Origin of the sequence: Streptomyces sp. B21-083 (assembly GCF_036898825.1) — a bacterium.
GTDB lineage: Bacteria > Actinomycetota > Actinomycetes > Streptomycetales > Streptomycetaceae > Streptomyces.
Genome location: NZ_JARUND010000002.1, coordinates 1754835 through 1781296 on the forward strand (window position 1 = coordinate 1754835; position 26462 = coordinate 1781296).

The window sequence follows — 26462 nt, forward strand, 5'->3', positions numbered from 1 at the left end:
TCTGAGGGCCAAGGGGCCAAGCCTCTCGACCCCGTCCCACGGAGGAACCGTGACCACCACGATCGCAGGCGGACGTGCCGCGCGGCGCCAGACGATGCGCCGCATCCGACCTCGCCGCTCGCCCGCCGTCCCGCTGCTGCTCGTCGTGGCGGCGGGCGCGGCCGGAGTGATCTGGCTGTGGTGGAACAACACGGCCTCCCTGGCCGACACCACCGCCCAGGTGATCGCGGCGGGCCGGATCACCGGTCTGCTCGCCGGTTACCTGATGGCGCTGGTGGTGCTCCAGATGGCCCGGGTGCCCGCGCTGGAGCGCCGGGTCGGGTCGGACCGGGTGGCGCGCTGGCACTCGATGAGCGGCCGGTACACGCTCAGCCTGGTCGTGGCGCACGTCGTCCTCATCATGTACGGATACGCCCTCCAGGCCGGGAAGACGTTCGGCGACATCGTCCAGCAGACGGTCGACTCGGTGAACCAGCTGCCCGACATGGGCAAGGCCGCCATCGGCACGGGTCTGCTGGTGGTCATCGGGCTCAGCTCCATCGGCCCGGTCCGGCGGATGATCCCGTACGACCTCTGGTACCACGTGCACCTGCTGACCTACGCGGCCACGTTCCTGACGTTCTGGCACCAGCTCTCCACGGGCAACGAGTTCGTCGTCGAGCCAGCCGCGAAGACCGCCTGGTACGCGCTGTACGGCACGGTGACCGCGCTGGTCCTCTGGTACCGCATCGTCACGCCGATCCGGCTGAACATGCGCCACCGGCTGCGGGTCGAGGCGGTCATCGAGGAGACCCCGGGCATCGTGTCCGTGCTGATGAGCGGCCGGAAGCTGCACCGGATGGGCGCGGAGGCGGGCCAGTTCTTCCGCTGGCGCTTCCTGGCCCCCGGTATGCGGTTCAGCTCGCACCCGTACTCCCTGTCGGCGGCCCCCCGGCCCAACATGCTGCGGATCACCGTGAAGGCGATCGGTGACCACAGCTCGGCCCTGCGCGAGCTGGAGCCCGGCACCCGGGTGTGGGCCGAGGGCCCGTACGGCGCCCTGACCGCCTCCAAGCGCAGCCAGGGCAAGGTGCTGCTGGTGGCCGGCGGAGTCGGCATCACCCCGATGCGCGCCCTGTTCGAGACACTGCCCGGCGCGGCGGGCGACCTGACCCTTCTCTACCGGGCCAACAGCACCCAGGACCTGGCCCTGTGGGACGAGCTGGCGACCATCGCCAACGAGCGCGGCGCCCGTCTCATGTACGCGGTGAACAGCCCCGACGGAGAGCGCCCGGACATCTCGCCGGAGTCGCTGCGCCGGAAGCTGCCGGACATCGACGACCACGACGTCTTCCTGTGCGGGCCGCCCGGCTTCGCGCAGGGTGTGTACGAGGCATTGCGCGGCGCGGGTGTTCCGGCGCGCCGTATCCACCACGAGTCGTTCGAGATGTGAGCGACGGGAGCCAGGAGCGATGAAGAAGAGTCACCCCTTTCGGCGCGTCATGCTGGCGAGCGCCGCCACAGTCTCCGGAATCGTGCTGCTGCTGACGCTGAAGCCGTCGTCGGACCCCGGGTCCGCGCAGGCGGCCGGCGCGCTGCCGCAGCAGACGTCGGCGGCGCAGGAGTCGGCCCAGGGCGGCGCTGCCGTCAAGGACGGCGCCTTCACCGGCGACACGATCCAGACCCAGTACGGCCCGGTCCAGGTCCGCGTCACGGTGAGCGGCGGCAAGATCATCAAGGCGGAGGCGCTCCAGCAGCCCAGGGGCGGCCAGAGCGACCAGATCACCGGCAACGCGATCCCCAAACTCAACAAGGAAGCCGTCGCCGCCGGTACCGCCGGCAGTGTCGACGCGGTCTCCGGCGCCAGCTACACCAGCGCGGGCTACGGGAAGTCGCTCCAGTCGGCCCTGGACAAGGCCAGTGCGGGTGCGAGTACCGGTGCCACCGGGGGCGGCGGTGCGGCCGAGGCCGCCACGGTCACCGGTGACGCGGTCGACACGCAGTACGGCCCGGTCCAGGTCCGCGTCACGGTGAGCGGCGGCAAGATCACCAAGGCGGAGGCGCTCCAGCAGCCCAGGGGCGGCCAGAGCGACCAGATCACCGGCAACGCGATCCCCGAACTCAACAAGGAAGCCGTCGCCGCCGGCACCGCGGACATCGACGCGATCTCGGGCGCCAGTTACACGAGCGCGGGCTACAAGAAGTCGCTCCAGTCGGCCCTGGACAAGGTTCCGGCCGCGGAGTCGGACAAGGGAACGGCCACCGGCGCGAGTTCACCCGCCCCGGCCGCGAGCTCGCCCGCGGGCTCGGGTGCCAAGGGAACCGGTGTGGCGAAAGGCGGGGCGACCTCCGACGGGGGCGGCACGTACACCGGAGGCGTGGTCCAGACGGAGTACGGCCCGGTGCAGGTCCGGGTGACCCTGACCAACGGCCGGATCACCTCGGCGTCGGCGGTGCAGGCGCCCAAGGGCGGCCGGAGCGACCAGGTCTCCGGCGACGCGATTCCCAAGCTCAACCAGGAGGCGGTGACGGCGGGCGATGGAGACATCGACGCGGTTTCCGGCGCCAGTTACACCAGCGCCGGCTACAAGCAGTCCCTCCAGTCGGCCCTGGACCAGGCCGGTGGTTGATCCCGCCGAAGCTCCCGTCGCGGTGCGTCATGCGGAGGAGGTCATGGGGACCGTCTTTTCCTTTGACGTCCGCGGCGGGGACCCCCGTGCGGTCGGATCGGCGCTGGCAGCGGCGATCGCCGGACTGCACAAGGTCAACGAGGTGTTCAGCACCTACCGCGAGAACAGCCAGATCTCCCGGCTGGCCCGCGGTGAGATCTCCGTCGCCGACTGCGACCCGGAGGTCGCCGAGGTGCTCGACCTGTGCGCCGAGGCGGAGCGGGTCAGCGAGGGGTGGTTCAGCCACACCTACCAGGGGCAGATCGACCCGACCGGCCTGGTCAAGGGCTGGGCGGCGGAGCGCGCTGCCAGAACGCTGACCGCGGCGGGCGTGAGCGGGGTCAGCGTCAACGGCGGTGGAGACGTCCAGCTGTGCGGCGCGCCGGCCCCTGGGCGCCCTTGGCGGGTAGGCGTGTCCGACCCGCTCCGCCCCGGCGGCCTGGCGGCGGTGGTCTCGGCGGCCGGCACCGACGAACTGGCGGTGGCCACCTCCGGGACAGCGGAACGTGGCACCCACATCGTCGACCCCCGCACCGGCAGGTCCGCGGTGACGGATTTGGTCGCGGTGACGGTCGTAGCCCCCAAACTGACCTGGGCGGACGCCTGGGCGACAGCGGCCTTCGCGATGGGGTCGAGGCAGGCGTTGCGCTGGCTGGAGTCCCTGCCGGACGTGGAGGCGCTACTGATCACGGCGGGCGACGAGGTCAGGTGCACAGGGGGCCTGGCGAGAAGGCTGGGCTGAGGGAGGTCTTTCAGGGGCGCGGGGAACTGCGCGACAAGCCACAGCGGACCCGCACCCGAAACTCAGCCCTCAGAACCCCTCAGTGGTTCTTCTGAGCCAACCCCAACAGATGATCAGCCAACGCCTGTCCCCCCACAGGATCCCGACTGATCAGCATCAACGTGTCATCCCCCGCGATCGTCCCCAAGATGTCGTGCAGCTCGGCCTGATCGATCGCCGACGCCAAGAACTGCGCGGCCCCCGGAGGGGTCCGCAGGACCACGAGATTCGCCGAAGCCTCCGCGGAGATCAGCAACTCCGCGGACAGCCGCCGCATCCGCTCCTCCTTCGCCGACTCCCCCAGCGGAGCGCGCGGCGTACGGAAACCGCCCTCGCTCGGCACCGCGTAGATGAGATCGCCGTCGTTGTTGCGGATCTTCACCGCGTTCAGTTCGTCCAGGTCCCTGGACAGCGTCGCCTGCGTGACGGTCAGCCCGTCATCGGCCAGCAGTTTCGCCAACTGACTCTGCGACCGCACCGGTTGCCGGTTGAGGATGTCCACGATCCGGCGGTGGCGTGCGGTGCGGGTCTGCGGTACGGCAGGCCCCGCGTGCTCGTGATCCTGCGCCTGCGTCATCGTCGTCGTCTCATTCCCCGGCTAGTCCTTCCCGTCAACCGCGTCGAGAACTCCGGGAAGTGCCTGGAGGAACGCGTCCACCTCGGCGTCACCGATGTTCAGCGGCGGCATCAGCCGTACGACATCGGGAGCGGGCGCGTTCACCAGGAACCCGGCGTCCTGAGCCGCCTGCTGCACCTGGGGCGCGAGGGGCTCGTTGAGCACGATACCCAGGAGAAGTCCCGCGCCCCGGACATAATCGATCAACGGGTGGCCCGCACCCTCGATTCCGTCCCGCAGCTTCTCGCTCTGCCGCTTGACGTTCTCCAGCAACCCCTCGTTCTCGATGGTGCCGAGTACGGCGAGTCCGGCGGCGCAGGCGATCGGGTTGCCGCCGAACGTCGTACCGTGCTGGCCGGGCTGGAGCAGATCGGCGGCGCGGCCGAAGGCGACGGTCGCGCCGAGGGGCAGTCCGCCGCCGAGGCCCTTCGCGAGGGTGACGACGTCGGGCAGGACACCGTCGTGGGCCTGGTACTCGAACCAGTGCCCGGTACGGCCGACGCCGGTCTGCACCTCGTCGAGGACGAGCAGGGCACCGGTGGCGGCGGTGATGGCGCGCGCGGCCTTCAGGTAGCCGACGGGCGGGACCACGACGCCGTTCTCGCCCTGGACCGGCTCGATGATGACGAGGGCGGTCTCGTCGGTGACGGCGGCGGCCAGGGCCTGCGCGTCGCCGTACGGGACGTATGTGACGTCGCCGGGCAGCGGCACGAAGGGCTCGCGCTTTGCGGGCTGGCCGGTGAGCGCGAGGGCGCCCATGGTCCGCCCGTGGAAGCCGCCCTCCGTGGACACCATGTGGGTGCGTCCGGTCAGCCGGCCGATCTTGAAGGCGCCCTCGTTCGCCTCGGCGCCCGAGTTGCAGAAGAACACCTTGCCGTCCCGGCCGAAGCGCTGGAGCAGCTGTTCGGCGAGCGCGACGGGCGGTTCCGCGACGAAGAGGTTGGAGACATGGCCGAGGGAGGCGATCTGGGTGGAGACCGCCTCGACGATCGCCGGGTGGGCGTGGCCGAGCGCGTTCACGGCGATGCCGCCCACGAAGTCGACGTACGCCTTGCCGTCGGCGTCCCACACCGTGCTGCCGGCGCCGCGGACGAGGGGCAGCCGGGGGGTGCCGTAGTTGTTCATGAGCGCGCCCTGCCAGCGCGTGGTCAGTTCCTGATTGGCGCTCAGTTCCTGACTGGCGTCCAGCTCATGGCCGGCGTTCATGCGTCGTCCCCCTCTTCCTCCGCATCGGGCACGACCATCGTGCCGATGCCCTCGTCCGTGAAGATCTCCAGCAGGATCGAGTGCTGGACCCGGCCGTCGATGACGCGGGCGGTCTGGACGCCGTTGCGTACGGCGTGCAGGCAGCCCTCCATCTTCGGCACCATGCCGGAGCTCAACTCCGGGAGCAGCTTCTCCAGTTGGGAAGCGGTGAGGCGGCTGATCACCTCGTCGGAGTCGGGCCAGTCCTCGTAGAGGCCCTCGACGTCCGTGAGGACCATGAGGGTTTCGGCGCCAAGAGCAGCAGCGAGTGCCGCAGCCGCCGTATCAGCATTGACGTTGTAGACATGTCCGTCGTCCTGGCTACGGGCGATCGACGAGACGACCGGGATACGGCCGTCGGCGAGCAGAGCCTCGATCGCACCCGTGTCGATCGCGGTGATCTCGCCCACCCGCCCGATGTCGACCAACTCCCCGTCGATCTCGGGCTGGTGCTTGGTGGCGGTGATGGTGTGCGCGTCCTCGCCGGTCAACCCGACGGCGAGCGGCCCGTGTTGGTTGAGCAGCCCGACCAGCTCCCGCTGGACCTGGCCGGCCAGCACCATGCGTACGACGTCCATGGCGTCCTCGGTGGTGACCCTGAGGCCCGCCTTGAACTCGCTGACGATGCCGTGTTTGTCGAGGGCGGCGCTGATCTGCGGGCCACCGCCGTGCACGACGACGGGCTTGAGGCCGGCCTGGCGCAGGAAGACGACGTCCTGGGCGAAGGCGTTCTTCAACTCCTCGTTCACCATGGCGTTTCCGCCGAACTTGATGACGACGACCTTGCCGTTGTGGCGGGTGAGCCAGGGGAGCGCTTCGATGAGGATCCGGGCCTTGGGCAGCGCGGTGTGCTTACGGGTAGTACTCATGACGAGTACGCGCTGTTCTCGTGGACGTAGTCCGCGGTGAGGTCGTTGGTCCAGATGGTCGCGGTCTCGGTGCCTGCGGCGAGGTCGGCGACGATGTGGACCTCCCGGTAGCGCATGTCGACCTTGTCGCGGTCCTCGCCGACGCCGCCGTTCTTGCAGACCCAGACGCCGTTGATGGCGACGTTCAGCCGGTCCGGCTCGAAGGCGGCCCGCGTCGTGCCGATGGCGGACAGGACGCGGCCCCAGTTGGGGTCCTCGCCGTGGATGGCGCACTTGAGGAGGTTGTTGCGGGCGATGGAGCGGCCCACCTCGACGGCGTCGTCCTCGCTGGCCGCGTTCACGACCTCGACCTTGATGTCCTTGCTGGCGCCCTCGGCGTCCCGGATGAGCTGCTGCCCGAGATCGTCACAGACGGCCCGCACGGCCTCGGCGAACTCGGCCTGTTCCGGGGCGACTTCGGAGGCGCCGGAGGCGAGCAGCAGCACGGTGTCGTTGGTGGACATGCAGCCGTCGGAGTCGACGCGGTCGAAGGTGGTGCGGGTGGCGGCGCGGAGTGCCTGGTCCAGGTGCTCGCTGTCCACGTCGGCGTCCGTCGTGAGGACGACCAGCATGGTGGCGAGGCCGGGGGCGAGCATGCCCGCGCCCTTGGCCATACCGCCCACGGTCCAGCCGCCCTTGCTGACGACGGCCGTCTTGTGGACGGAGTCGGTGGTCTTGATGGCGATGGCGGCCTTCTCACCGCCGTGCTCGGAGAGTTGACCGGAGACGGTCTCAACTCCCGTGAGCAGCTTGTCCATCGGCAGGAGCAGCCCGATGAGTCCGGTGGAGGCGACCGCGACCTCTCCGGCGTTCAGACCGAGGGTGTCCGCGACCTTCTCGGCGGTGGCGTGGGTGTCCTGGAAGCCCTTGGGGCCCGTACAGGCGTTGGCGCCACCGGAGTTGAGGACGACGGCGGAGACGATCCCGCCCTTCAGCACCTGCTCGGACCACAGCACCGGTGCGGCCTTGACGCGGTTGGAGGTGAAGACGCCGGCGGCGGCGAGGCGGGGCCCGTTGTTGACCACCAGGGCCAGGTCCGGGTTGCCGTTCTCCTTGATCCCGGCGGCGATGCCCGCCGCCGTGAACCCCTGTGCTGCCGTGACACTCACGGTGCGACTCCGATCGTGGAAAGCCCGGTGGTCTCGTCGAGTCCGAGGGCGAGGTTCATGCTCTGGACGGCACCGCCCGCGGTGCCCTTGGTCAGGTTGTCGATGGCGCTGATCGCGATGATGCGGCGTACGGACTCGTCGTACGCGACCTGTACCTGAACGGCGTTGGAACCGTAGACGGACGCCGTGGCGGGCCACTGCCCCTCGGGGAGGAGGTGCACGAACGGTTCGTCGGCGAACGCCTTCTGGTAGGCGGCGCGCACGGACTCGGCGGTGACGCCGGGCCGGGCGGCGGCGGTGCAGGTGGCGAGGATGCCGCGGGACATGGGGGCGAGGGTGGGCGTGAACGAGACGGCGACGGGCTCACCGGCCGCGCCGCTGAGGTTCTGGACGATCTCGGGCGTGTGCCGGTGTCCGCCGCCGACCCCGTACGGAGACATGGACCCCATGACCTCACTGCCCAGCAGGTTCGTCCTGGCCGCCTTGCCGGCGCCGGAGGTACCGGAGGCCGCGACGATCACCGCTTCCGCCTCGGCGAGCCCGGCGGCGTACGCCGGGAAGAGGGCGAGGGACACGGCGGTCGGATAGCAACCGGGCACCGCGACGCGCTTGGACCCCGTAAGCCGGGCGCGGGCACCCGGCAGTTCGGGGAGGCCGTACGGCCAGGTCCCGGCGTGCGCCGAGCCGTAGAACTTCTCCCAGTCGGCCGCGTCCTGGAGCCGGAAGTCGGCGCCCATGTCGACGACGAGAACGTCAGGGCCGAGCTGCTCGGCGACGGCGGCGGACTGCCCGTGCGGCAGCGCGAGGAACACGACATCGTGCCCGGCGAGCACGTCGGGGGTGGTCTCCTGCAGCACACGGTCGGCCAGCGGCAGCAGATGCGGCTGCAGCGCGCCGAGCCGCTGCCCGGCGTTGGAGTTGCCGGTCAGGGCGCCGATCTCGACCTCGGGGTGGACGAGGAGCAGACGCAGCAGTTCCCCGCCCGCGTACCCACTCGCTCCGGCCACCGCCACACGTACCGCCATGGAACCCTCCTCCTAGATGGCATGACTATACGTTTCGCTGCACGTTTATGCAATAAGGTGGATCAGTATGCGGAGCCGCGCATACGGCACGAAGATCGTCGCCGAGGCCGTCACGGTGCGGGTCCCTAAGATCGTCGGCATGACACTGCGACCCGTCCTGGTGAACATGAAGGCCCTCGACGACTCCGCCATCGGCCGGTTCTGGGCGGATGCGCTCGGCTGGGGTGTCTCCAGCTCGGAACCCGGCGCGACCGCCGTCAAACCCGCCGACTTCGACTGGCGGGACCCGGTCGGCGTATGCGTGGACGTCATCGCCGTCCCGGAGCCGAAGACGGCTACGAAGAACCGGGTGCACATCGATCTCGCGACCACCTCCGCGGCGCATCAGGCGGAGCTGGTCGCGCGTCTGAAGGCTCTTGGCGCGACGCCCGCCGACGTGGGTCAGGGCGATGTGCCGTGGACGGTCCTCGCCGACCCGGACGGCAACGAGTTCTGTGTGCTGGAGCCCCGGGACGTCTACCGGGACACCGGGCCGATCGCCGCGGTCGTGGTCGACTGCGTGGATCCTCGGGCCATGGCCCGGTTCTGGGACGAGGCGATCGACTGGACCCTGCACGAGGTGAGCGACGATCATGCGGTGCTGCGTGACGCCAGGGGGGTCGGCCCGTATCTCGAGTTCCTCCGCAAGCCCGGCATGAAGACCGTGCGGGACCGCGTCCACATCGACCTGGTGCCGGACCCCGGTGACGACAAGGCGGCTGAGGTGGCCCGGCTGCGGTCCCTCGGCGCCACCGACCTCGACGTGGGTCAGGGCGACGTCCCGTGGACATGCCTGACCGACCCGGAGGGCCACGAGTTCTGCGTCCTCGCCCGGTCCTGACAGCGGTCCTACGTACTCCTGACCCGAGGCGGCCCAGGCGCCCTCCGGCACCTGGGCCGCCGTGCGGTCAGCCGTTCCCGTCAGTCGGCCGGTGGGCCACCGTCACCCCTTCTTGATCCGCAGGAAGGTGACGGAGTTCGCCGGGAACGTGTACGTGAACTTCCTCGCGACGCCCGAGAACGTCGACTTCACCGGCGCGACCGGCGTCGCCGTCTCGGTGTTCACCGCGTCCGGCGCGGCGGCCAGCGTCGTCACCGCGGCCCTGGACCCGACCTTCACCCTGCCGAGGTCGATCGTCGTACGGGCCTGCGCCGCCTGGGCGTTGACGACCTTGACGATCAGGTCGCCGGTCTTCGCGTCCTTCGTGACGATCTGACGGAACGGCTCGGCGGGCTTGTCGTCGGTGAAGCCGCCCCACTCCTGGCCGTCGAGGTAGAGGGTGACCTGCCGGCCCCGCACCTTGACGTCGATGTCGTAGGCACGTCCCGTCTCGATCGAGCCGGCCTTGGCCACGAGCGTCGACTTGCCGCCGTCCGAGGCCTGTTCGACGGCGGACTGGGTGTTGTTCCAGCCGCCCAGGTTCCACCAGTAGTAGTTCCCGGTGTCCTTGACGCCGAAGGCGACGAGGAAGCCCTCCTTGCCGGACTTCTTGGTGGCCTTCACATGGAGGTCGTAGTCGTGCCAGGCGGGGTCCCCTGCCGAGACCATCGTGTTCTCGGCGGCGACATCGGTCTGGACGTACTGACCGTCCTGGAGCGTCCAACTCCCGCCCCCGGTATGGGTCCACCGGGATGCGTCACCCGAGAAGTCGTCGGTCAGCAGCGCCGTTCCGTCCGCGCCGGTGACCTTGACGTCGTCGTACGCCGCCGTGGTCGCCCACGTCGACAGACCGACGGCGCCCGCGATCGGGCCGCTCACCGAGGGCGTGCCGGTGGCCTTGGTGGGCACCACGCGGTCGCCGACGTTGTTCATGAACAGCTTCTGCACCTCGTACGAGGGCGAGCCCCAGGACGCGTGGTTGTTGAACCAGATCATGTCGGGGCGCCACTGCACGTAGTCCTCGTTGGAGAGCAGCGGGGCGTACGAGGCGAGCTTGACGACGTCCGCGTTGCGCTCCAGGCCCGTCATGAACGCGGCCTCGGAGAGAGCGTTCTTGAAGGTGTTGCCGCCGGAGGCGTACTCACCGAGGAAGACCTTGGGGCCGTTCCTGTCGTACGAGTCGTAGCGGTCGTTGTTCTGGAGGAACCAGTTGGTGCTGTTGTAGTAGTGCTCGTCGACCATGTCGACATTGGCGTCCCGGTTGAGCTTCCACGCGGTGTCGAAGGTCGAACCGCTGTCGTCCGGGCCGGAGTTGGAGATGATGGTGATGTCCGGGTACTTGGCCTCGATGGCGGTCCGGAACTCCGTGAAGCGGGCGAAGAACTCGTTCGGCAGGTTCTCCTCGTTGCCCACCTCGATGTGCGTGAGGTGGAAGGGCTTGGGGTGACCCAACTGCGCCCGCTTGCGGCCCCACTCGCTGGTCACCGGCCCGTTGGCGAACTCGATGAGGTCGAGGGTGTCCTGGACGTGCCGCTTGAGCAGCGCCTCGTCGACGACGGCCTTGTTCTGTCCGCAGCCGGTGACCAGTGCCGGGACGACGGGCAGAGGCATCGCGCCGATGTCCTCCGAGAACTGGAAGTACTCGTAGTAGCCGAGGCCGTAACTCTGGTTGTAGCCCCAGAAGTTGGAGTTGGTCGCACGCTGCTCGACCGGCCCGACGGTGTCCTTCCACTGGTACGAGCGCTGGCGCTGCCAGTTCGAGGCCTCGCTGTAGTCCTGCATTGACCCGGTGTTGACCAGGCAGCCGCCCGGGAAGCGGACGAAGCCGGGGTCGAGCGCGGCGATCTTCTGGGCCAGGTCCTGGCGCAGCCCGTGGCCCTTGTAGGTGTCTCGGGGCAGCAGCGAGATCATGTCCAGGGCGACGGAGTTGTCCGTCGCGACCGTCAGCCGCCCGGCGACACTGGACCGGCTCGCGGTGAACCGCGCCCGGTACTTGGCCCAGCCGCCCTTCACCGCGACCTGGCGCACCTCGGCGAGAGCGCCTTCGGTGTCACTGAGGGACACGGTCAGCGCGGTGGCCCGGTCGGCGCGGGCCCAGACGGAGAAGTCGTACTTCTTGCCGCTCTCGACCCTGATCCCGGTGTTGTAGCCGGAGTTGGTGACGGACGAACCGGCACCCAGGGAGAGGTAGGTGCGGTTACGGGCGTTCAGGCGCCCGTCGTCGTCCAGGGTTGTCGCCGTACCGCTGACGGCCCAGGAGGTGAGCGGCGTGTACGAGCGGTTGTCGGCGGTGGAGTACTCGAAGGACCGGTTCTGCACGAGTTCGGCGTACAGGCCGCCGTCGGCGGCGCGGTTGATGTCCTCGAAGAAGACTCCGTACATCGTGTCGTCGATCCTGGCGCCCTTGGCGGCCGGGTCCACGGTGATGGCGTAGTCGGTGACGTCCTCGGCGTTGGCCGGGGCGGGAACGACCGCCGAGACCACCAGGAGGGCGGCGGCCGTGAGACCTAGTCTCCAGCGGGTGCGTGTGCGTGACATGGATACTCCGCGGCTCTGTCGGTGCAGTTCGGGATACCGGACATCGATCAGCACTTCGAACGGCAAGATAGGTATGTGACTGGAGGGCGTCAATGGGGCGTGCGGCAACTCGAAAGTTTTGAGCGGAGGGTGGCATGGACGAGTTCCGGCCAGTAGCGGACGCCCTGCTGTATCTGGCGGGGAGCTGGCGTCTGGAGCGATCGGTGCGCGATCTCGCAGGCACCGACGAGGGGACTTTCACCGGCATCACGACGTTCAGCCCGCTGGACGACGGAGGCGGGCGCGGCCTGCTGCACCACGAGTCCGGCACCTTCGTGTGGCAGGGCGTCGCCCGTCCCGCCGAGCGCACGCTCCACCTCTTCCCGGGCACCGCGCCGGGCACGGTGGACGTGCGTTTCGCGGACGGCCGCCCCTTCCACGACCTGGACCTGGCCTCGGGCCGCTGGGTCACCGACCATCCCTGCGCGGCCGACCTCTACCGCGGCGAGTTCACGGCCCTCGACACGGACCGCTGGCGGACGGTGTGGCGCGTGGCGGGCCCGGCCAAGGACCTCGTCCTCACCACCGACTACACACGCGACCGGCAGTCCTTCTAGCCGCGAGCCGACTGCGGGAACATGCCCTCGAAGCGCAGGTTCCAGCGGCCCTTGCGGCCCGTGACGACGGTCGTGGACAACGGTCTGACGTCCAGGTTCCAGTAGGTCGAGGGGGGCGCGTTCAGGGCGTAGACGAGGGCCGCCCGGATGACCGAGGGCTCGGCCACGGCGACGATCTTGCCTCCGTCGTCGACGGGCCGGGTGTCGAGCCAGCCGCCGACGCGTGAGACGAAGTCCAGCAGCGACTCACCGCCGTGGGGCGTGGCGCGCGGATCGGCGAGCCAGGTGTCCACGGACTCGGGCTCCCGGGCCATCGCCTCACCCAGGGTGAGTCCGCGCCAGCGGCCCATGTCGCAGTCGCGCAGGGCCAGTTGAACGAGCGGCCCGTAACCGAGCGCGTCCCCAGTGGCCCGGCTGCGGGGCGTCGGTGAGCAGTAGCGCAGCTCGGCCGCCGCCAGCGGCACCAGATCCTGGGCGGCGCGCTGCACCTCGTCCCAGCCGGCCTGGTCCAGCGGCCGGTCGTCGTCGAAGCGTTCGGCGAGCAGCGGAGAACTGCGCGCGGCGGCGACGAACGTGACCCGAAGTTGCATGCGGCGATGGTGGGCCGGGAGAGTACGCAGGTCAAGGGGCGTTACTCAGGAGTTACCGGGGGTAGACATCCGTTCCCCGCCGATCCCGCCCGATCGTCACAGAGGCTTTACACCGACTCCACGGAGGCTTCACGCGAAGTGGAGCGCCATCCACTGATCGGGCTTGTCGAGCGGCCGGAATCCGATCTTCTCGTAGACGCCGTGCGCGTCGTGCGTGGCGAGCAGGACGCGGCGCACCCCGAGCGCCCCGAGGTGATCCCGCACCTCGCGCACCATCGCCGTACCGATGCCCGTACCCCGCGCCGAGGGGTCCACATACACATCGCACAGCCACGCGAAGAGCCCCTGGTCGGTCACCACTCGCGCGTACGCCACCTGCTCCCCCGAGGTCTCGGCGTACACCCCGAAGTTGAGCGAGTGCGCGATCACGTCCTCGAACTTCTCCCGGGGCCGGTCCAGCGCCCAGTAGGCGTCGGTGGACAGCCAGCGGTGAACACGCTCGACATCGACCCGGGCGGGGTCGACGGAGATCTCGTAGCCCTCGGGGAGGGCCGGTACGTCGTCGCTCATGCCGGGAGGTTCACAGGCCGGGGCCTGCGCTGTCGAACGGTTTTCCGCGGCCCGCCCAGCTCAGAACACCTCGTCACAGGCGGTACGCAGCCTCCGTACGCCCTCCCCGATCTCCCCCACTCCCGCCACCGCCGCGAAGCTCAACCGCACGTGTGCGGCCGGGGGTTCGGCGCTGAAGTAGGGACGGCCGGGGGTGATCGCGACGCCCGCGCGCAGTGCGGCGGCGACAAGGGAGGAGTCGTCGGCACCGTCGGGGAGGCGCAGCCAGAGGTGGTAGCCGCCCGACGGGATGTGCGGCAGGGAGAGTTGAGGGAGGTCGGCCAGCAGCGCGGATGTCATGGCGTCCCGGCGGGTCTTCAACTCCGTCGACACCGCGCGGAGATGGCGGGGCCAGGCCGGTGAGCCGACGAGCTCCAGGGCCGCTTCCTGCAACGGCCTCGGCACGAAGAAGGTGTCGACGATCTGGATGGCGCGCAGCCGTTCCAGAACCGGACCCCGGGCCGCGAGCGCGCTCACCCGAAAGCTCGGTGAGGTCGCCTTGGTGAGCGAGCCGACGTGGACGACCACACCGTCGGGGTCCTCCGCCGCGAGGGGACGCGGCAGCGGCGCCGCGTCCTCGTGCACCAGCCGCCGTACGAAGTCGTCCTCGATCACGAAGGCACCGGCCTCGCGGGCGATCCTCAGCACCTCCGCGCGCCGCTGGGGCGCGAGCACGGCACCGGTCGGGTTCTGGAACAGGGGCTGGCAGACGAACACCCGGGCGCCGGTCGCCCGGAACGCGTCGGCCAGCAAGGGCGGGCGTACCCCGTCCGCGTCCACGGGGACCGGGACCGGGCGCAGGCCGGCCGCGCGGGCGATCGCCAGCATGCCGGGGTAGGTGGGCGACTCGACCAGCACCGGGGCGCCGGGCGGGGCGAGGGCGCGCAGGGCTGTCGTCAGGGCGGCCTGACCGCCGGCCGTGATCAGCACCTCGGCCGCCGTGACGGCACCGCCGATGCCCCGCGCGAACCACTCCCGCAGTTCCGGCAGCCCCTCCAGGGGCGGCCGGCCCCACGCCCCGGGACGGCGTCCGGCTCGCGACAGCGCCGCCGCCATCGCCCGCTCGGGCTGGAGGGAGGGGTGCAGATAGCCGCCGTTGAACTCGATCACGCCGGGCGGCGGCGCGGCCAGCGAGACGACGACGCCGGCGGCGTTCACCGTGCGCGGTACGAGGTCGGCGGCGCCGTCCGCGCTCAGGGCGACCTCCTGCCAGGAGGTGTCGCCGGCCGGAGCGGATGCGGGGCGGGCCTCCGCACGGTACGCGCCGGCCCCCGGGCGGGTCACGACCAGACCCTCGGCGGCCAGTTGCGCGAGTGCCCGGGAGACGGTCACCGGGCTCACCCGGAAGCGTTCCACCAGTACGCGACTCGACGGCAGCTTTCCACCAGGAGAGTAGCGGTTCAGCTCCTGTCGCAGCCGATTCGCCAGTTCACCGACACTGCTACGCTCTTGCATGAGTGCACACGATAGCGCTACCGCACCGACTCCGATAGCGGTCAGCAGGCACGCGGAGGCCCAGACAGCTCCCCCTGAGAACTCCCCGGCCCGTCGTGCCGGGACCCTTCAGGCCGCTCTCGGCGTCACCGCCTTCTCGCTCACCTTTCCGGCCACGGCCTGGGGCCTGGAGGGCTTCGGCCCGTGGTCACTGGTCGCCGTGCGGTCCGTTCTGGCGGCGGTCATCGCGGGCGGCTGTCTGCTGGCGCTGCGCGTGCGGCTGCCCGCCCACCGTCACTGGGCGGGGCTCGCGGTCGTCGCCGCCGGAGTCGTCATCGGCTTTCCGCTTCTCACCACGCTCGCCCTCCGGACGTCGACCACCGCGCACGCCGCCGTCGTGGTGGGCCTGCTGCCTCTGACGACGGCCCTCTGCTCGGCGTTGCGCATGGGCACCCGACCCTCTCGCACCTTCTGGGCGGCGGCCCTGGCGGGCGCGGCGGCCGTGCTCGCGTTCACCGTCCAGCAGAGCGGCGGCGCCCTGACCAGCGCCGACGCCTATCTCTTCGGCGCCCTGCTGATCTGCGCGGCCGGCTACACCGAGGGCGGCAGGCTGGCCCGGGTCATGCCGGGCTGGCAGGTCATCGGCTGGGCTTTGGTGCTGTGCCTTCCGCTCACCGCGCCCGCCGCCGCGCTGGCGTTGTCGCAGGAGCCCGTGCATCTCACCGCCCACAGCGTGCTCGGGCTGCTGTGGGTGGCTGCGGGGTCGCAGTTCCTCGGCCTGGTCGTCTGGTACCGGGGCATGGCGGCGATCGGTATTCCGAAGGCCAGCCAGTTGCAGCTCGCGCAGCCCCTGCTCACACTGGTGTGGTCGGTCCTGCTGCTGGGCGAGCAGCTGACTCCGGCCGCTCCGCTGACAGCGGCGGCCGTGCTCGTCTGCATCGCCGTCACCCAGCGGGCCCGCGGCTGAGAGGAGGCCCGCAGATGCGCGCAATCGTGGGCGACCAGCTTGTCCAGCACGGCAGGGTGGTCGGCCAGCACGACCAGGTCACGGAAGTCGTCGAGGTCATGGGCCAGGAGGGCACTCCCCCGTACCGCGTCCGTTTCCCGGACGGGCACGAGGCAGTGATGTCCCCCGGCCCCGACTGCCAGGTCCGACACAAGGACTCGGACCGTTAGCGAAGTACCGCTGAGCGTCAGCGTGGTGGCATCGCCGGCTGCTGGTAGTGGTCGGCGACCACCCTGGCCATGGCCCCGATCCTGTCGTCGCCCACTTCCTTCGCGGCGAAGAAGACGTGCCCCCGCGCCTCGGGATAGTTCTGGGCGAGGGTCAGATGCCGGGACAGCTCGGCCGGGTCCTGCCAGGCCGCGGGCTGCGCCGGGTCCCCCGCCTTGTACAGCGCCTCACCGACGTACAGCTTCGTGCCCGTACCTTTCGCCACGTCCGCCCACCAGGGCAGCAGCTCGGCGTAGTCGGCGGCGGCGAAGCCGATGTTCCAGTAGATCTGCGGGCAGATGTAGTCGATCCAGTTCTCCCGCACCCATTTCCTGGTGTCCGCGTACAGGTCGTCGTACGTCTGCACCCCCGCCCGGGTGTCCGAGCCGAGCGGGTCGGTCGCCGCGTTGCGCCACACGCCGAAGGGGCTGATCCCGAAGTCGGCGTCGGGGCGCACGGCCTCGATGCGGGCGGCCGTCTCCTGGACCAGCTTGTCGATGTTGTCGCGCCGCCAGGAGGCCCGGTCCGGGAAGGCCCCGCCGTACGTCGCGTACTCGGCGTCGTCGTCGAAGGTCTGGCCGGCGACCGGGTACGGGTAGAAGTAGTCGTCCCAGTGGACGCCGTCGATGTCGTACTTGCGCACCGCGTCGAGCATCGCGTCCTGGACGAAACTACGGACCTCGGGCAGGCCGGGGTTGTAGTACAGCTTGCCGCCGTACGGCACCACCCAGTCCGGATGCCTGCGCGCCGGGTGGGACGCGATGAGCTTGGAGGGGTCGGTGTTGTTGGCGACGCGGTACGGGTTGAACCAGGCGTGCAGTTCGAGACCGCGGGCGTGCGCCTCCTCGACCGCCGTGCCCAGCGGGTCCCAGCCCGGGTCCTTGCCCTGGGTTCCGGTGAGGACCTGCGACCAGGGCTCGTACGGTGAGGGCCACAGGGCGTCGGCGGTCGGGCGGACCTGGAGGAACACCGCGTTGAGCCGGCGGCTGACCGCCGTGTCGAGGTGGGTGATCAGCTCGGCGCGCTGCTGGGTCGCACTCAGCCCCTGCTTGGACGGCCAGTCCCGGTTGGTGACCGTCGCCAGCCACATGCCCCGCAGTTCGCGGGTCGCCCGCCTGCCCTTGCCGTTCGACCCGTGCGGCCGGCTCGGTTCCGCGCCGGCCAGCGCGGCGCCCGCCACCGCCCCGCCCGCGACGAGCGTCGACAGGGCGGTCACCGCGAACGCCCGCCGTGACATGCGCGCGTGCCGCGCCTTCCCACTCATTCCCGTACCTCCGATATGCGCTGTGTCGGACAAGTCACAGACCGTCCGCACCCGTCCGGGGCCACACTCCCATGGGAGGCCCGGACAATCGGGCAATGGCCGCCGAAGGTAACGTGCAGGTTTGGCGCAGGCCCCGGACGGACGGAGGATCCCGGACGACGGCGGGCCCGCGAAGGCCGTACGGCCTGTGAAGAGGACCTCTGAAAGGGACGATGTGACGGACAGCCCAGCGGGAGAGATCTCGCGCGTCGGAGTTGTGGGCTGCGGCCAGATGGGAGCGGGCATCGCCGAGGTGTGCGCCCGCTCCGGGCTGGACGTGAAGGTCGCCGAGACCACCGGCGAGGCCCTGGAGTTCGGCCGCACCCGGCTGTTCAACTCCCTCTCGAAGGCGGCCGAGCGCGGCAAGATCACCGAGGCGGAGCGGGACGAGACGCTGGCGCGGCTCAGCTTCACCACGGACCTCGGCGAGTTCGCCGACCGCGACCTGGTGATCGAGGCCGTCGTCGAGAACGAGCAGGTGAAGACGGAGATCTTCCAGGTGCTCGACCAGGTGGTGACCCGCCCGGACGCGATCCTCGCCTCCAACACCTCCTCGATTCCCCTGGTGAAGCTGGCGGTTGCCACCTCCCGGCCCGATCAGGTCGTCGGCATCCACTTCTTCAATCCGGCCCCGGTGCAGAATCTCGTCGAGCTGATCCCGGCGCTGACCACCTCCGAGGGCACCCTCGCCCGCGCCCAGCTGTTCGCCGAGAAGACCCTCGGCAAGCACGCGATCCGCGCCCAGGACCGCTCGGGCTTCGTGGTGAACGCCCTGCTGATCCCGTACCTGCTCTCCGCGATCCGGATGTTCGAGTCGGGCATGGCCAGCCGCGAGGACATCGACAACGGCATGGAGATGGGCTGCGCACACCCGATGGGCCCGCTGAAGCTGTCCGACCTGATCGGCCTGGACACGGTCGCGTCGGTCGCCTTCTCGATGTACGAGGAGTACAAGGAGCCGCTGTACGCCGCTCCCCCGCTGCTCCAGCGCATGGTCGACGCGGGCCGGCTGGGCCGGAAGTCGGGCTCGGGCTTCTACACCTACGCGTGAACATCACCCAGCGTCACGCTGGGGTCGGTACGGGCCCGGCACTCTTCGGAGTGCCGGGCCTGCGGCATTCACACACCGTGTGCGCACCGGACACGCATATGCCTCCCGCACACTCTCCCCGCGCGCCCACCAGGCGAGTTGACTCTTCATGCGCATGCAAGGGATGTGAAGACTACGGAAAGGAGCGGACAAGTGACCGCCGACCCCGAGCATCCCATGGCTCATGGAGAACTCGCAGAGTTACGCCGCCGCCTCGATGTCGCGTACGCACGCGTCGAGGGAGGGCTCGCCCTGCTCAGTCATCGCACGAAGGAGACGGACAAGGAACTCGACGACCTGAGCACCCGCGTCGTCCACCTCGAACACGGCCGATGGCCACTGCCGGCCGTCGCGGCCCTCACCGCCCTCGGAGCACTGGTCGTGACGGTCTGGCAGGTTCTCGGACGCTGACACCCTAGGTGTCCTCGCCGAGCCTGAGATGGTGCAACAGCAGTAGCGCGGCCGCCATGTTGGCGGCCGGGACCTCCCCGCGGGCGACCATGTCGGGGACGAGTTTGAGCGGGATCCACTCCCGGCGGTCCGACTCGAAGTCGTCCACGGGGTGACCGATGTACTCGCCCTCCTCGGCCCAGTAGATGTGGTGCCGGGCGTCGGTGAGCCCGTTGGACGGCTCGACGCTCATGAGATGTCGCAACGGTCCCGGTCGCCAGCCCGTCTCCTCCTCCAGTTCTCTGGCGGCCGCGACGGCGATGTCCTCGCCGTCCTCCACGACCCCGGCCGCGAGTTCCCACCCCCAGCTGTCGGTGATGAACCGGTGCCGCCAGAGCAGCAGCACCTCGTTGGCCTCGTTCACCACCGTCGCCACGGCTACCGGCCTCAGCCGTATGAGGAAGTGGTCGAGATGCCGCCCGTTGGGCAGCTCGACATCTGCGAGATTGACCCTGAACCAGCGGTTTTCATACACAGTTTGTTCGTTCTGTTTCGTCCACTGCACGGTTCTGCCACCTTCCGCCGAGTAGATGGCAATATGGCAGCAGGAGCGTTCTGACAGCAGGCGCACAGAAGATGGCTCACCGCGCGGTTACCCGAGAATCCGCGCGCCAAGAGTGCCTGGAGAAGGCTGTCTAGAGCGGTACGCGCAGGGCCCCGTCGATCAGTTCGGCTGCCTCGGCCGTGCCCGCGCAGCCGTTGCGCACCAGGTGTTCGCGTACTTCCCGGAGTCTGTCACGCAGTCGCTGGGACTCCATTCCGCGCGCCTGTTCGGCCATCTGCACCGCCGTGGCCACCGCCTTGTCGGCGTTGCCCCGGCGCAACTCGATCTGGCTGAGCATGGCGAGCCGGTGCACTCTGCCCCGGTCGTGCGCCGGGGTGTCCACCGCCGCCGTCGCGTGCTCCCCCGCCGCCGCCAGATCGCCGAGGCTCAGCAGCGCCTCCGCCACCTGGACGTTGACCAACCCCGGCTGGACATAGCCGGTCTCGTCGGGTTCGTGACCGCGCCGGATGCGTTCGGCGGCCTGCTCGGCCCGCCGGATGCAGGACAGCGCGCTGCTGCCGTCGCCCAGGTGCGCGTACGCCTTGGCCTGCATCGCGTAGAGGTCCGAGGCGAGGGCCGGTGTGATGTGCTTGCCCGCGGCTCGCAGCGCGGCCTCCGCGAAGGCGACGGCCTGCCGGAACTCCCGCATGAACAGCGCCTGGTTGACCAGCAGCCCGATGACGTACGCCCCGAGTCCCCGGTCGCCGCTGGCCTTTGCCAGCCGCAACGCCTGATGGAAGTAGCGCTGGGCGAGCCCGTGGGCATCGGAGTCGTACGCGCAGATGCCGGCGATGGCCACCAACCCGCCCGTGGCCCGGTGGAGTTGGCGGCCGGTGGCGTCGGTGTAGCTGCCGCGCAGCAGGGGCGCGGTCTCGGCGTTCAGGAAGCCGACGACCCGGGCGCGGGTGGCGATGCCGCCGGCCTTGCGGTACATCTGCTCGTAGTGGGCGCGGGCCGAGCGGAGCATCTCGATGTCGGCCATGCTGACCCGGTGCCTGCCGCCGCGTGACACGTCGACGTCCTCGGGCGGGTTCTCCCACTCCCACACCGGCATCACGGCGGGCGTGCCGGTGACCGCGGGGGCGCCGAGCAGGTGCGGGCGCTGCTGTTCGTCGGAGCGCCACAGCGCTGTCGCCCGCTCGACGAACCCGGACAGCGAGGTACCGGCCGAGCCGAGCGGACCGGCGGTGTCGCCCGCCACTCCGAGGCCGATGTCGTCCAGTCTGACCGGGCGGCGCAACCGGTCGGCGAGCACCTCGCAGATCAGGTCGGGCACCTGGCCGCGTGGACGCTGCCCCTTCAACCACCGGGCCACAGCGGTGTGTTCGTACCTCAGGGCAAGGCCCCGCGCCCGGCCCGCCTGGTTCACATGGGCGGCGAGTCCCGCGTGCGAGATGCCCGCCTCGTCGAGGATCGCGTCGAGCAGGGTGTTGGGCTGCATGGATGCCCTCCGGTGACTCGGTGCCGACGGCGCACCTACCGTGTCCGTCAGCGTAGTGTGTCCGGCTTCACACGGGGTGTGATCGAAGTGCGCGAATTCGTAGCGTGTGCGCTCTGTCGCGGAGAGTTCCCACCGGGTTGACTGAAATGCCTCGCAAGAGGCCGCCGGGCCGCCGGCTCCCCCTCGTACAATGCGGCGGCCTGGCTCCCCGAAAGACCCGCGGTTCACGTGACTTGATGGGCCACCGGGGGTTCCTGCTGCTGTCTCGGGATGTGACCACGGTCGTTTCGCAGTACCAGCACGGCCACGTCGTCCGCCGGGTGGCCGCCGGCGTGACGGAGGAGACGGGAGAAGACGGCCCCGAGCACCGCCTCGGGCGAGACCGGGTGAGTACGGACCGCCTCGGCCAGGACCGCCGGGAGGGGAAAGAACCTGCCATGAGTGTCGCGGGCGTCCTCGACGCCGTCCGTGTGCAGCAACAGGGCCTCGCCCGGGAGCAGTTGGCCGAAGTGTTCGGCGGAGAGCTCGGCCGGCAGCGGGAAGGGCCCCAGCGGCGGCAGGGGTTCACCGGCCGTGAGTACGCCGGCCCGGCCGCCGGCGAGCAGATACGGCGCCGGATGCCCGCAGTTGAAGGCCCGCATCTCGCCGTCCCCGCGGATCTCCAGGAGCAGGACGGTGACGAACTCCTCGGCGACCGGACTGTCGGGGTCCAGCCCGGCCGAGGGCCCCGCCGAGGGATGCTGGGCGCGTGCTCGCTCACCCAGATGCCGGGCCAGCGCCCGCTCCAACCGCCGCAGTACGCTGCCGAGTTCGGCCTCGTCGTGCACGGCCTCGCGAAAGCTGCCGAGAACGGCGGCGACGGTCCCGATGGCGCCGATGCCATGTCCGCGCACATCGCCCATCACCACCCGTACGCCGTGCTCGGTGGCGATGACCTCGTACAGGTCCCCGCCGACCACGGCACCCCGGTCGGCGGAGAGTTGGGCGGCGGCGACGCGCAGACCGTCGATGCGCTGCGGGAGTGGACGCAGCAGCACGCTCTGCGCCGCCCCGGCGATCTGCCGGACGGCTCTCAACTCACGCAGAAGCACCCAGCGGACATGGAGTACGAGCCCGGTCCCGACGGCGAAGAACACGGCGCTGGTGATGATCCGCGCCCCGAGCCCGTTCTGCTGGGCGAGGGGACAGGCGAGCTTGTACGTGATCGCACCGGCCCCCCACAGCGTGGGCAGGGCCACCGCGAGCACCCGCCGCAGCGGCCGACGCCCGATGTGCCGGGCGGGCCGACGCTCGGGCGGCCGACGCTTCTTCCGGCATCCCGGCCCCGCTCTCCCGAGCCGGAACCCGCACCCCCGCCCCACGAGCGCGGCCCGCAGCCGCCCTGTCCGGAGCCGAGCCCCACAGGAAACCGAAGCCTTGATACGGATCATGCCGATGGCCCCCCAGTCAGGCCCTGACAACACAAATCGGACCGGCCCCGAAAGACCGGTCCGATTCTGTCGACCACATGCCCCGAAGGGACCAGATCGCCCCGACTTGTCACCCGAACGAGTGAGGTAACGGATGGGGTGGTGTGGGGGCTACGCCCCCCACCACCAGGGGCGCGGGGAACTGCGCGACCAGCCACGACGAACCCGCGGCCGACAACCAACCCCGAACCCCACGGCGCTAACTCCGCAACACCGCTCCCGTTCGCTCCCCCGCAAGGGCAACCGCCGCGTCCCGAGCAGCCGACGCCTCATCAACGGTCAAGGTCCGATCAGCGGCACGGAAACGCAACGCGTACGCCAGCGACTTCCGCCCCTCTCCCAACTGCTCGCCGCTCTCGTACACGTCGAACAGCCGCAGGGACTCCAGCAGTTCCCCCGCACCCTCCCGCAGCGCCGCCTCGACGTCCGCGTGCGGAACCTCGCGCGCGACGACCAGGGCGACATCCTGCGTGGCGACCGGGAACGTGGAGATCTTCGGGCCCTTGGGCACACCCGAACTCCCCGCTTCCAGCTTGTCCAGGTTCAGCTCCATCGCACAGGTGCGCGCGGGCAGATGCAGGGCCTTGAGGACTCGGGGGTGCAGCTCACCGGCGTACCCGATGACCTGCTCGGTGCCGTCGACGACCACGGCCAGCTCGGCGCAGCGGCCGGGGTGCCATGGGCCGTACTGGCCCGCGCGGACGAGGAGTTCGGTGCCGGCCTCGTGGGCCAGGCTCCGTGCCGCCTCGATCGCGTCGGCCCAGTCGGCCGGGTGGCCCTTGCCCCACCAGCCGGCCTGCTCGCGGGCGCCCGCGAGGACGACGGCGGCGTGCCGGGGCTGGACGGGGAGCGCGGCCGTGAGGGACGCGACCTCCTCGTCCGTGGGGCGCCGGTCGACGGGCAGCCGCCCGGCGATCAGCAGTTCGTCCTGCGGGTGGAAGACGAGGCCCGTCTCGAACAGGGCCAGGTCGTGGCTGCCCCGCCCGTCGTTGCGGCGCAGCGCCTGGAGCAGGCCCGGCAGCAGCGTCGTACGGAGCGCGGGCTCCTCGTCGGAGAGCGGGTTGGCCAGCTTGACGACCTTGCGCTTCGGGTCGTCGGCGGCCAGGCCCAGCTGGTCGAAGACGGACTCGCCGATGAACGGGTAGTTCAGTGCCTCGACATAGCCCGCCCCGGCCAGTGCGCGGCCGACGCGGCGGTGCAGACGCTGCCGGTCGGTGAGGCCGCGGCCCGCCGGGGGCTTCGGCAGAGTGGAGGGCAGGTTCTCGTAGCCCTCCAGCCGGATGACCTCTTCGGCGAGGTCGTTCGGGTCCGTCAGGTCGGGGCGCCAGGACGGGACGGTGACGAGCAGTTCGTCCTGCCCGTAGACATCGCAGCCGACCTGCTGGAGACGGCGTACGACGGTCTCACGGCCGTACTCGACGCCTGCGACCTTGTCCGGGTGGTTGGCCGGGATGGAGATCGTGCGCGGCGCGGACGGCGAGATGACCTCGGTGACGCCCGCGTCGGCGGTGCCGCCGGCGAGGAGGACCAGGAGGTCGACCGTGCGCTGCGCGGCGGCGGAGGCGGCCTGCGGGTCGACGCCGCGCTCGAAGCGCTTGGACGCCTCGGAGGCCAGCTTGTGACGGCGGGCCGTGCGCGCGATGGTGATGGCGTCGAAGTGGGCGGCCTCGATGACGACCTCGGTGGTGGTGCCCTCGGTGTCGTCGATCTCGGTGTTGGCGCCGCCCATGACACCCGCGAGGCCGATGGCGCCCCGGTCGTCGACGATGAGCAGATCCTCGGCGTCCAGCGTGCGCGTGACCCCGTCGAGGGTGGTGAGCTTCTCGCCCTGCTCGGCCCGGCGCACGCCGATCGCGCCCTGGACGCGGGTGCGGTCGTAAGCGTGCAGGGGCTGGCCCAGCTCCAGCATCACGTAGTTGGTGATGTCGACGGCGAGCGAGATCGGGCGCATGCCCGCCTTATGGAGGCGGCGCCTGAGCCAGATCGGGGACTGCGCGTCGGGGTCGAGCCCGGTCACCGTGCGCGCGGTGAAGCGGTCGCAGGCGAACGGGTCGGCGACCTCGACCGGGTAGCCGTACGCGTTCGGGGCCGGTACGTCGAGCAGGGCCGGGTCGCGCAGCGGCAGACCGTAGGCGATGGCCGTCTCGCGGGCGATGCCGCGCAGCGAGAGGGCGTAGCCGCGGTCGGGTGTGACGGCGATGTCGAGGACCTCGTCGACGAGCTGGAGCAGCTCGATGGCGTCGGTGCCGACCTCGTGCTCCGGCGACAGCACGATGATGCCGCCGCTGCCGTCGTCGCCCATGCCCAGCTCGTCGCCGGAGCAGATCATGCCGTGGGAGGTGTGGCCGTACGTCTTGCGCGCGGCGATCGCGAAGTCGCCGGGCAGGACGGCGCCGGGGAGGACCACGACGACCTTGTCGCCGACGGCGAAGTTACGGGCGCCGCAGACGATCTCCTGGGGCTCACCGGTGCCGTTGGCGGTGCCGACGTCGACCGTGCAGAAGCGGATGGGCTTCTTGAAGCCCTCCAGCTCCTCGATGGTGAGTACCTGGCCGACGACGAGGGGGCCCTTGAGGCCTGCGCCGACCTGCTCGACGGTCTCGACCTCCAGGCCGACCGTGATGAGCTTCTCCTGGACGTCCCGGCCGGTCTGAGTCGCCGGCAGGTCGACGTACTCCCGCAGCCAAGAAAGCGGGACCCGCATCAGATCTCCATCCCGAACGGCCGGGTGAACCGGACGTCGCCCTCGACCATGTCTCGCATGTCTTCGACGTTGTGGCGGAACATCAGCATCCGCTCGATACCGAACCCGAAGGCGAATCCGCTGTACTTCTCGGGGTCGACGCCGCACGCGACGAGCACGCGCGGGTTGACCATGCCGCAGCCGCCGAGCTCGATCCAGCCCTCGCTGGAGCAGGTCCGGCAGGGGCGGTCGGGGTTGCCGACGGACGTGCCCTTGCAGACGTAGCAGAGCATGTCCATCTCGGCGGACGGCTCGGTGAAGGGGAAGTAGTTGGGCCGCAGCCGCGTCTTCATGTCCGGGCCGAAGAGGGACTGGACCATGTGGTCCATGGTGCCCTTGAGGTCGGCCATGGTCAGGCCCTCGTCGATGGCGAGGAGCTCGATCTGGTGGAAGACCGGGGTGTGCGTGGCGTCCAGCTCGTCCGTGCGGTACACGCGGCCGGGGCACACGATGTAGACCGGCGGCTCGCGGTCGAGCATGGAGCGGGCCTGCACGGGCGAGGTGTGCGTGCGCAGTACGACACCGGACTCGTCGCCCGTTGTCCCCTTGGGACCCTCGACGAAGAAGGTGTCCTGCATCTGCCGGGCCGGGTGGTCCGGGGTGAAGTTGAGGGCGTCGAAGTTGAACCACTCCGCCTCGACCTCGGGGCCCTCGGCGACCTCGTACCCCATGGAGACGAAGACGTCCGCGACGCGCTCCATGAAGGTGGTCAGCGGGTGGCGCGCGCCGGCCGGTACCCGGTCGTACGGCAGTGTGACGTCCACCGCCTCCTCGACCAGCACGCGGGCGTCCCGGTCGGCCTCCAGCTCGGTCTGGCGGGTGGCGAGCGCCTTGCTGACGGCTCCCCTGGCCTGCCCGACGAGCTTGCCCGCGGCGGCCTTGGCCTGCGGGGGCAGGGCGCCGATCTCGCGGTTGGCGAGGGCCAGCGGCGAGGTGCCGCCGGTGTGGGCGACCTTGGCCTCCTGGAGTGCGTCGAGGGAGTCCGCGGCGGCGAAGGCGGCGAGCGCCTCCTCCCGCATGCGCTCGATCTCTTCCGGTTTCAGGGCCTCGACCTCTACAGGGTCGTACGACTTGTTCGGTGCCGACATCTCTTCCCGTGCTTCCGGTTGGCTGGCTGATGGTCCCCGTCTACGGCTCGGAGACGAATGGTCCACAGAGAGGGACGCAAAGGTGCCAAAGGCCGAGTCTAAC

At 70.4% G+C, this 26462-nt stretch carries 24 protein-coding genes; 9 read left to right on the forward strand and 15 right to left on the reverse strand.

From position 1 onward, the window contains the following. The first annotated feature begins 49 nt into the window (after nucleotides 1-49). From QA861_RS31980 to QA861_RS31990, 3 genes are read left to right on the forward strand one after another with little or no spacing between them, the layout of a single operon-like run. The gene (locus QA861_RS31980; RefSeq protein ID WP_334592124.1) at nucleotides 50-1432 is read left to right on the forward strand and encodes a ferredoxin reductase family protein; all 1383 of its coding nucleotides are present in this window, start codon (nucleotides 50-52) and stop codon (nucleotides 1430-1432) included. Nucleotides 1433-1451: 19 nt separating this feature from the next. Next, on the forward strand, nucleotides 1452-2609 hold the full coding sequence (locus tag QA861_RS31985) for an FMN-binding protein (RefSeq protein WP_334592125.1): 1158 nt from the start codon (nucleotides 1452-1454) through the stop codon (nucleotides 2607-2609). Between the two features lie 43 nt (nucleotides 2610-2652). Beyond that, a complete protein-coding gene (locus QA861_RS31990) occupies nucleotides 2653-3390 on the forward strand; it encodes an FAD:protein FMN transferase (RefSeq protein WP_334592126.1) in 738 nt (245 codons plus the stop codon). Between the two features lie 79 nt (nucleotides 3391-3469). Here the strand turns inward: QA861_RS31990 and QA861_RS31995 are convergent, their stop codons facing one another. The 5 genes from QA861_RS31995 to argC are packed head-to-tail and all read right to left on the reverse strand — an operon-like array spanning nucleotide 3470 to nucleotide 8332. After that, nucleotides 3470-4006 carry an arginine repressor gene (locus tag QA861_RS31995; protein ID WP_006383302.1) on the reverse strand — a complete coding sequence of 179 codons (537 nt, stop codon included), beginning with the start codon at nucleotides 4004-4006 and terminating at the stop codon, nucleotides 3470-3472. A 21-nt stretch (nucleotides 4007-4027) separates the two neighbouring features. After that, on the reverse strand, nucleotides 4028-5251 hold the full coding sequence (locus QA861_RS32000) for an acetylornithine transaminase (protein ID WP_334592127.1): 1224 nt from the start codon (nucleotides 5249-5251) through the stop codon (nucleotides 4028-4030). Beyond that, nucleotides 5248-6159, reverse strand: coding sequence for an acetylglutamate kinase (argB, locus tag QA861_RS32005; RefSeq protein WP_334592128.1), 912 nt, complete (start codon nucleotides 6157-6159; stop codon nucleotides 5248-5250). Before argB ends, QA861_RS32000 begins: the two co-directional genes overlap by 4 nt. Next, complete coding sequence (gene argJ / locus QA861_RS32010) at nucleotides 6156-7307, reverse strand: bifunctional glutamate N-acetyltransferase/amino-acid acetyltransferase ArgJ (protein ID WP_334592129.1); 1152 nt, start codon at nucleotides 7305-7307, stop codon at nucleotides 6156-6158. Before argJ ends, argB begins: the two co-directional genes overlap by 4 nt. After that, complete coding sequence (argC, locus tag QA861_RS32015; RefSeq protein WP_334592130.1) at nucleotides 7304-8332, reverse strand: N-acetyl-gamma-glutamyl-phosphate reductase; 1029 nt, start codon at nucleotides 8330-8332, stop codon at nucleotides 7304-7306. Before argC ends, argJ begins: the two co-directional genes overlap by 4 nt. 139 nt (nucleotides 8333-8471) lie before the next feature. Between argC and QA861_RS32020 the strand changes: the two genes are divergently transcribed. Further along, complete coding sequence (locus QA861_RS32020) at nucleotides 8472-9212, forward strand: VOC family protein (RefSeq protein WP_334594917.1); 741 nt, start codon at nucleotides 8472-8474, stop codon at nucleotides 9210-9212. A gap of 102 nt (nucleotides 9213-9314) precedes the next feature. On the opposite strand, the gene QA861_RS32025 is transcribed toward QA861_RS32020, so the two are convergent. Continuing rightward, complete coding sequence (locus tag QA861_RS32025; protein WP_334592131.1) at nucleotides 9315-11789, reverse strand: alpha-L-arabinofuranosidase family protein; 2475 nt, start codon at nucleotides 11787-11789, stop codon at nucleotides 9315-9317. 134 nt (nucleotides 11790-11923) lie between these two features. Between QA861_RS32025 and QA861_RS32030 the strand changes: the two genes are divergently transcribed. After that, nucleotides 11924-12385, forward strand: coding sequence for a DUF6314 family protein (locus QA861_RS32030; protein ID WP_334592132.1), 462 nt, complete (start codon nucleotides 11924-11926; stop codon nucleotides 12383-12385). Here the strand turns inward: QA861_RS32030 and QA861_RS32035 are convergent. The 3 genes from QA861_RS32035 to QA861_RS32045 all read right to left on the reverse strand — a co-directional run bounded on the left by QA861_RS32035 (nucleotide 12382) and on the right by QA861_RS32045 (nucleotide 15039). Then, entirely contained in the window at nucleotides 12382-12975 is a 594-nt protein-coding gene (locus QA861_RS32035) for a histidine phosphatase family protein (protein ID WP_334592133.1), read from the reverse strand. The genes QA861_RS32030 and QA861_RS32035 overlap by 4 nt on opposite strands. A 129-nt stretch (nucleotides 12976-13104) precedes the next feature. Further along, entirely contained in the window at nucleotides 13105-13545 is a 441-nt protein-coding gene (locus tag QA861_RS32040; RefSeq protein ID WP_334592134.1) for a GNAT family N-acetyltransferase, read from the reverse strand. Nucleotides 13546-13605: 60 nt separating this feature from the next. Further along, nucleotides 13606-15039, reverse strand: coding sequence for an aminotransferase-like domain-containing protein (locus QA861_RS32045; protein ID WP_334592135.1), 1434 nt, complete (start codon nucleotides 15037-15039; stop codon nucleotides 13606-13608). On the opposite strand from QA861_RS32045, the gene QA861_RS32050 reads away from it, so the two are divergent. Together QA861_RS32050 and QA861_RS32055 are read left to right on the forward strand one after the other, a co-directional pair. Beyond that, nucleotides 15038-15985 (forward strand): DMT family transporter, encoded by a 948-nt coding sequence (locus tag QA861_RS32050; protein ID WP_334592136.1) that lies wholly within the window; start codon nucleotides 15038-15040, stop codon nucleotides 15983-15985. The two genes, QA861_RS32045 and QA861_RS32050, sit on opposite strands and share 2 nt — an antisense overlap. Nucleotides 15986-15999: 14 nt before the next feature. Next, nucleotides 16000-16194, forward strand: a complete 195-nt coding sequence (locus QA861_RS32055; protein ID WP_334592137.1) for a DUF1918 domain-containing protein — start codon at nucleotides 16000-16002, stop codon at nucleotides 16192-16194. A 17-nt stretch (nucleotides 16195-16211) separates the two neighbouring features. Here QA861_RS32055 and QA861_RS32060 read toward each other — a convergent pair whose 3' ends face one another. Beyond that, nucleotides 16212-17495: a glycoside hydrolase family 10-like protein gene (locus tag QA861_RS32060; protein WP_334592138.1), complete on the reverse strand. Its 1284-nt coding sequence runs from the start codon at nucleotides 17493-17495 to the stop codon at nucleotides 16212-16214. A gap of 214 nt (nucleotides 17496-17709) precedes the next feature. Between QA861_RS32060 and QA861_RS32065 the strand changes: the two genes are divergently transcribed. Beyond that, nucleotides 17710-18585: a 3-hydroxybutyryl-CoA dehydrogenase gene (locus tag QA861_RS32065; RefSeq protein ID WP_334592139.1), complete on the forward strand. Its 876-nt coding sequence runs from the start codon at nucleotides 17710-17712 to the stop codon at nucleotides 18583-18585. 192 nt (nucleotides 18586-18777) lie between these two features. Beyond that, the gene (locus QA861_RS32070) at nucleotides 18778-19035 is read left to right on the forward strand and encodes a hypothetical protein (protein ID WP_334592140.1); all 258 of its coding nucleotides are present in this window, start codon (nucleotides 18778-18780) and stop codon (nucleotides 19033-19035) included. Between the two features lie 4 nt (nucleotides 19036-19039). Here QA861_RS32070 and QA861_RS32075 read toward each other — a convergent pair whose 3' ends face one another. The 5 genes from QA861_RS32075 to pheS all read right to left on the reverse strand — a co-directional run bounded on the left by QA861_RS32075 (nucleotide 19040) and on the right by pheS (nucleotide 26359). Next, on the reverse strand, nucleotides 19040-19579 hold the full coding sequence (locus tag QA861_RS32075) for an NUDIX hydrolase (protein WP_334592141.1): 540 nt from the start codon (nucleotides 19577-19579) through the stop codon (nucleotides 19040-19042). Between the two features lie 130 nt (nucleotides 19580-19709). Next, nucleotides 19710-21059: an NsdA family TPR-like regulatory protein gene (locus QA861_RS32080; protein ID WP_334592142.1), complete on the reverse strand. Its 1350-nt coding sequence runs from the start codon at nucleotides 21057-21059 to the stop codon at nucleotides 19710-19712. 224 nt (nucleotides 21060-21283) lie between these two features. Beyond that, a complete protein-coding gene (locus tag QA861_RS32085; RefSeq protein WP_334592143.1) occupies nucleotides 21284-22297 on the reverse strand; it encodes a PP2C family protein-serine/threonine phosphatase in 1014 nt (337 codons plus the stop codon). Between the two features lie 430 nt (nucleotides 22298-22727). Next, nucleotides 22728-25232 (reverse strand): phenylalanine--tRNA ligase subunit beta, encoded by a 2505-nt coding sequence (gene pheT, locus QA861_RS32090; RefSeq protein WP_334592144.1) that lies wholly within the window; start codon nucleotides 25230-25232, stop codon nucleotides 22728-22730. Further along, entirely contained in the window at nucleotides 25232-26359 is a 1128-nt protein-coding gene (pheS, locus tag QA861_RS32095; RefSeq protein ID WP_334592145.1) for a phenylalanine--tRNA ligase subunit alpha, read from the reverse strand. The genes pheT and pheS overlap by 1 nt, the downstream gene beginning before the upstream one ends. Nucleotides 26360-26462 lie beyond the last annotated feature (103 nt).

Excerpts from the sequence above, each read along its gene's own strand:
- QA861_RS31985 (WP_334592125.1), top strand. The coding sequence starts at position 1,452 with ATGAAGAAGAGTCACCCCTTTCGGCGCGTCATGCTGGCGAGCGCCGCC.
- QA861_RS31990 (WP_334592126.1), top strand. The coding sequence starts at position 2,653 with ATGGGGACCGTCTTTTCCTTTGACGTCCGCGGCGGGGACCCCCGTGCG.
- QA861_RS31995 (WP_006383302.1), bottom strand. The coding sequence starts at position 4,006 with ATGACGCAGGCGCAGGATCACGAGCACGCGGGGCCTGCCGTACCGCAG.
- QA861_RS32000 (WP_334592127.1), bottom strand. The coding sequence starts at position 5,251 with ATGAACGCCGGCCATGAGCTGGACGCCAGTCAGGAACTGAGCGCCAAT.
- argB (WP_334592128.1), bottom strand. The coding sequence starts at position 6,159 with ATGAGTACTACCCGTAAGCACACCGCGCTGCCCAAGGCCCGGATCCTC.
- argC (WP_334592130.1), bottom strand. The coding sequence starts at position 8,332 with ATGGCGGTACGTGTGGCGGTGGCCGGAGCGAGTGGGTACGCGGGCGGG.
- QA861_RS32020 (WP_334594917.1), top strand. The coding sequence starts at position 8,472 with ATGACACTGCGACCCGTCCTGGTGAACATGAAGGCCCTCGACGACTCC.
- QA861_RS32025 (WP_334592131.1), bottom strand. The coding sequence starts at position 11,789 with ATGTCACGCACACGCACCCGCTGGAGACTAGGTCTCACGGCCGCCGCC.
- QA861_RS32030 (WP_334592132.1), top strand. The coding sequence starts at position 11,924 with ATGGACGAGTTCCGGCCAGTAGCGGACGCCCTGCTGTATCTGGCGGGG.
- QA861_RS32035 (WP_334592133.1), bottom strand. The coding sequence starts at position 12,975 with ATGCAACTTCGGGTCACGTTCGTCGCCGCCGCGCGCAGTTCTCCGCTG.
- QA861_RS32040 (WP_334592134.1), bottom strand. The coding sequence starts at position 13,545 with ATGAGCGACGACGTACCGGCCCTCCCCGAGGGCTACGAGATCTCCGTC.
- QA861_RS32050 (WP_334592136.1), top strand. The coding sequence starts at position 15,038 with ATGAGTGCACACGATAGCGCTACCGCACCGACTCCGATAGCGGTCAGC.
- QA861_RS32045 (WP_334592135.1), bottom strand. The coding sequence starts at position 15,039 with ATGCAAGAGCGTAGCAGTGTCGGTGAACTGGCGAATCGGCTGCGACAG.
- QA861_RS32055 (WP_334592137.1), top strand. The coding sequence starts at position 16,000 with ATGCGCGCAATCGTGGGCGACCAGCTTGTCCAGCACGGCAGGGTGGTC.
- QA861_RS32060 (WP_334592138.1), bottom strand. The coding sequence starts at position 17,495 with ATGAGTGGGAAGGCGCGGCACGCGCGCATGTCACGGCGGGCGTTCGCG.
- QA861_RS32080 (WP_334592142.1), bottom strand. The coding sequence starts at position 21,059 with ATGCAGCCCAACACCCTGCTCGACGCGATCCTCGACGAGGCGGGCATC.
- pheT (WP_334592144.1), bottom strand. The coding sequence starts at position 25,232 with ATGCGGGTCCCGCTTTCTTGGCTGCGGGAGTACGTCGACCTGCCGGCG.
- pheS (WP_334592145.1), bottom strand. The coding sequence starts at position 26,359 with ATGTCGGCACCGAACAAGTCGTACGACCCTGTAGAGGTCGAGGCCCTG.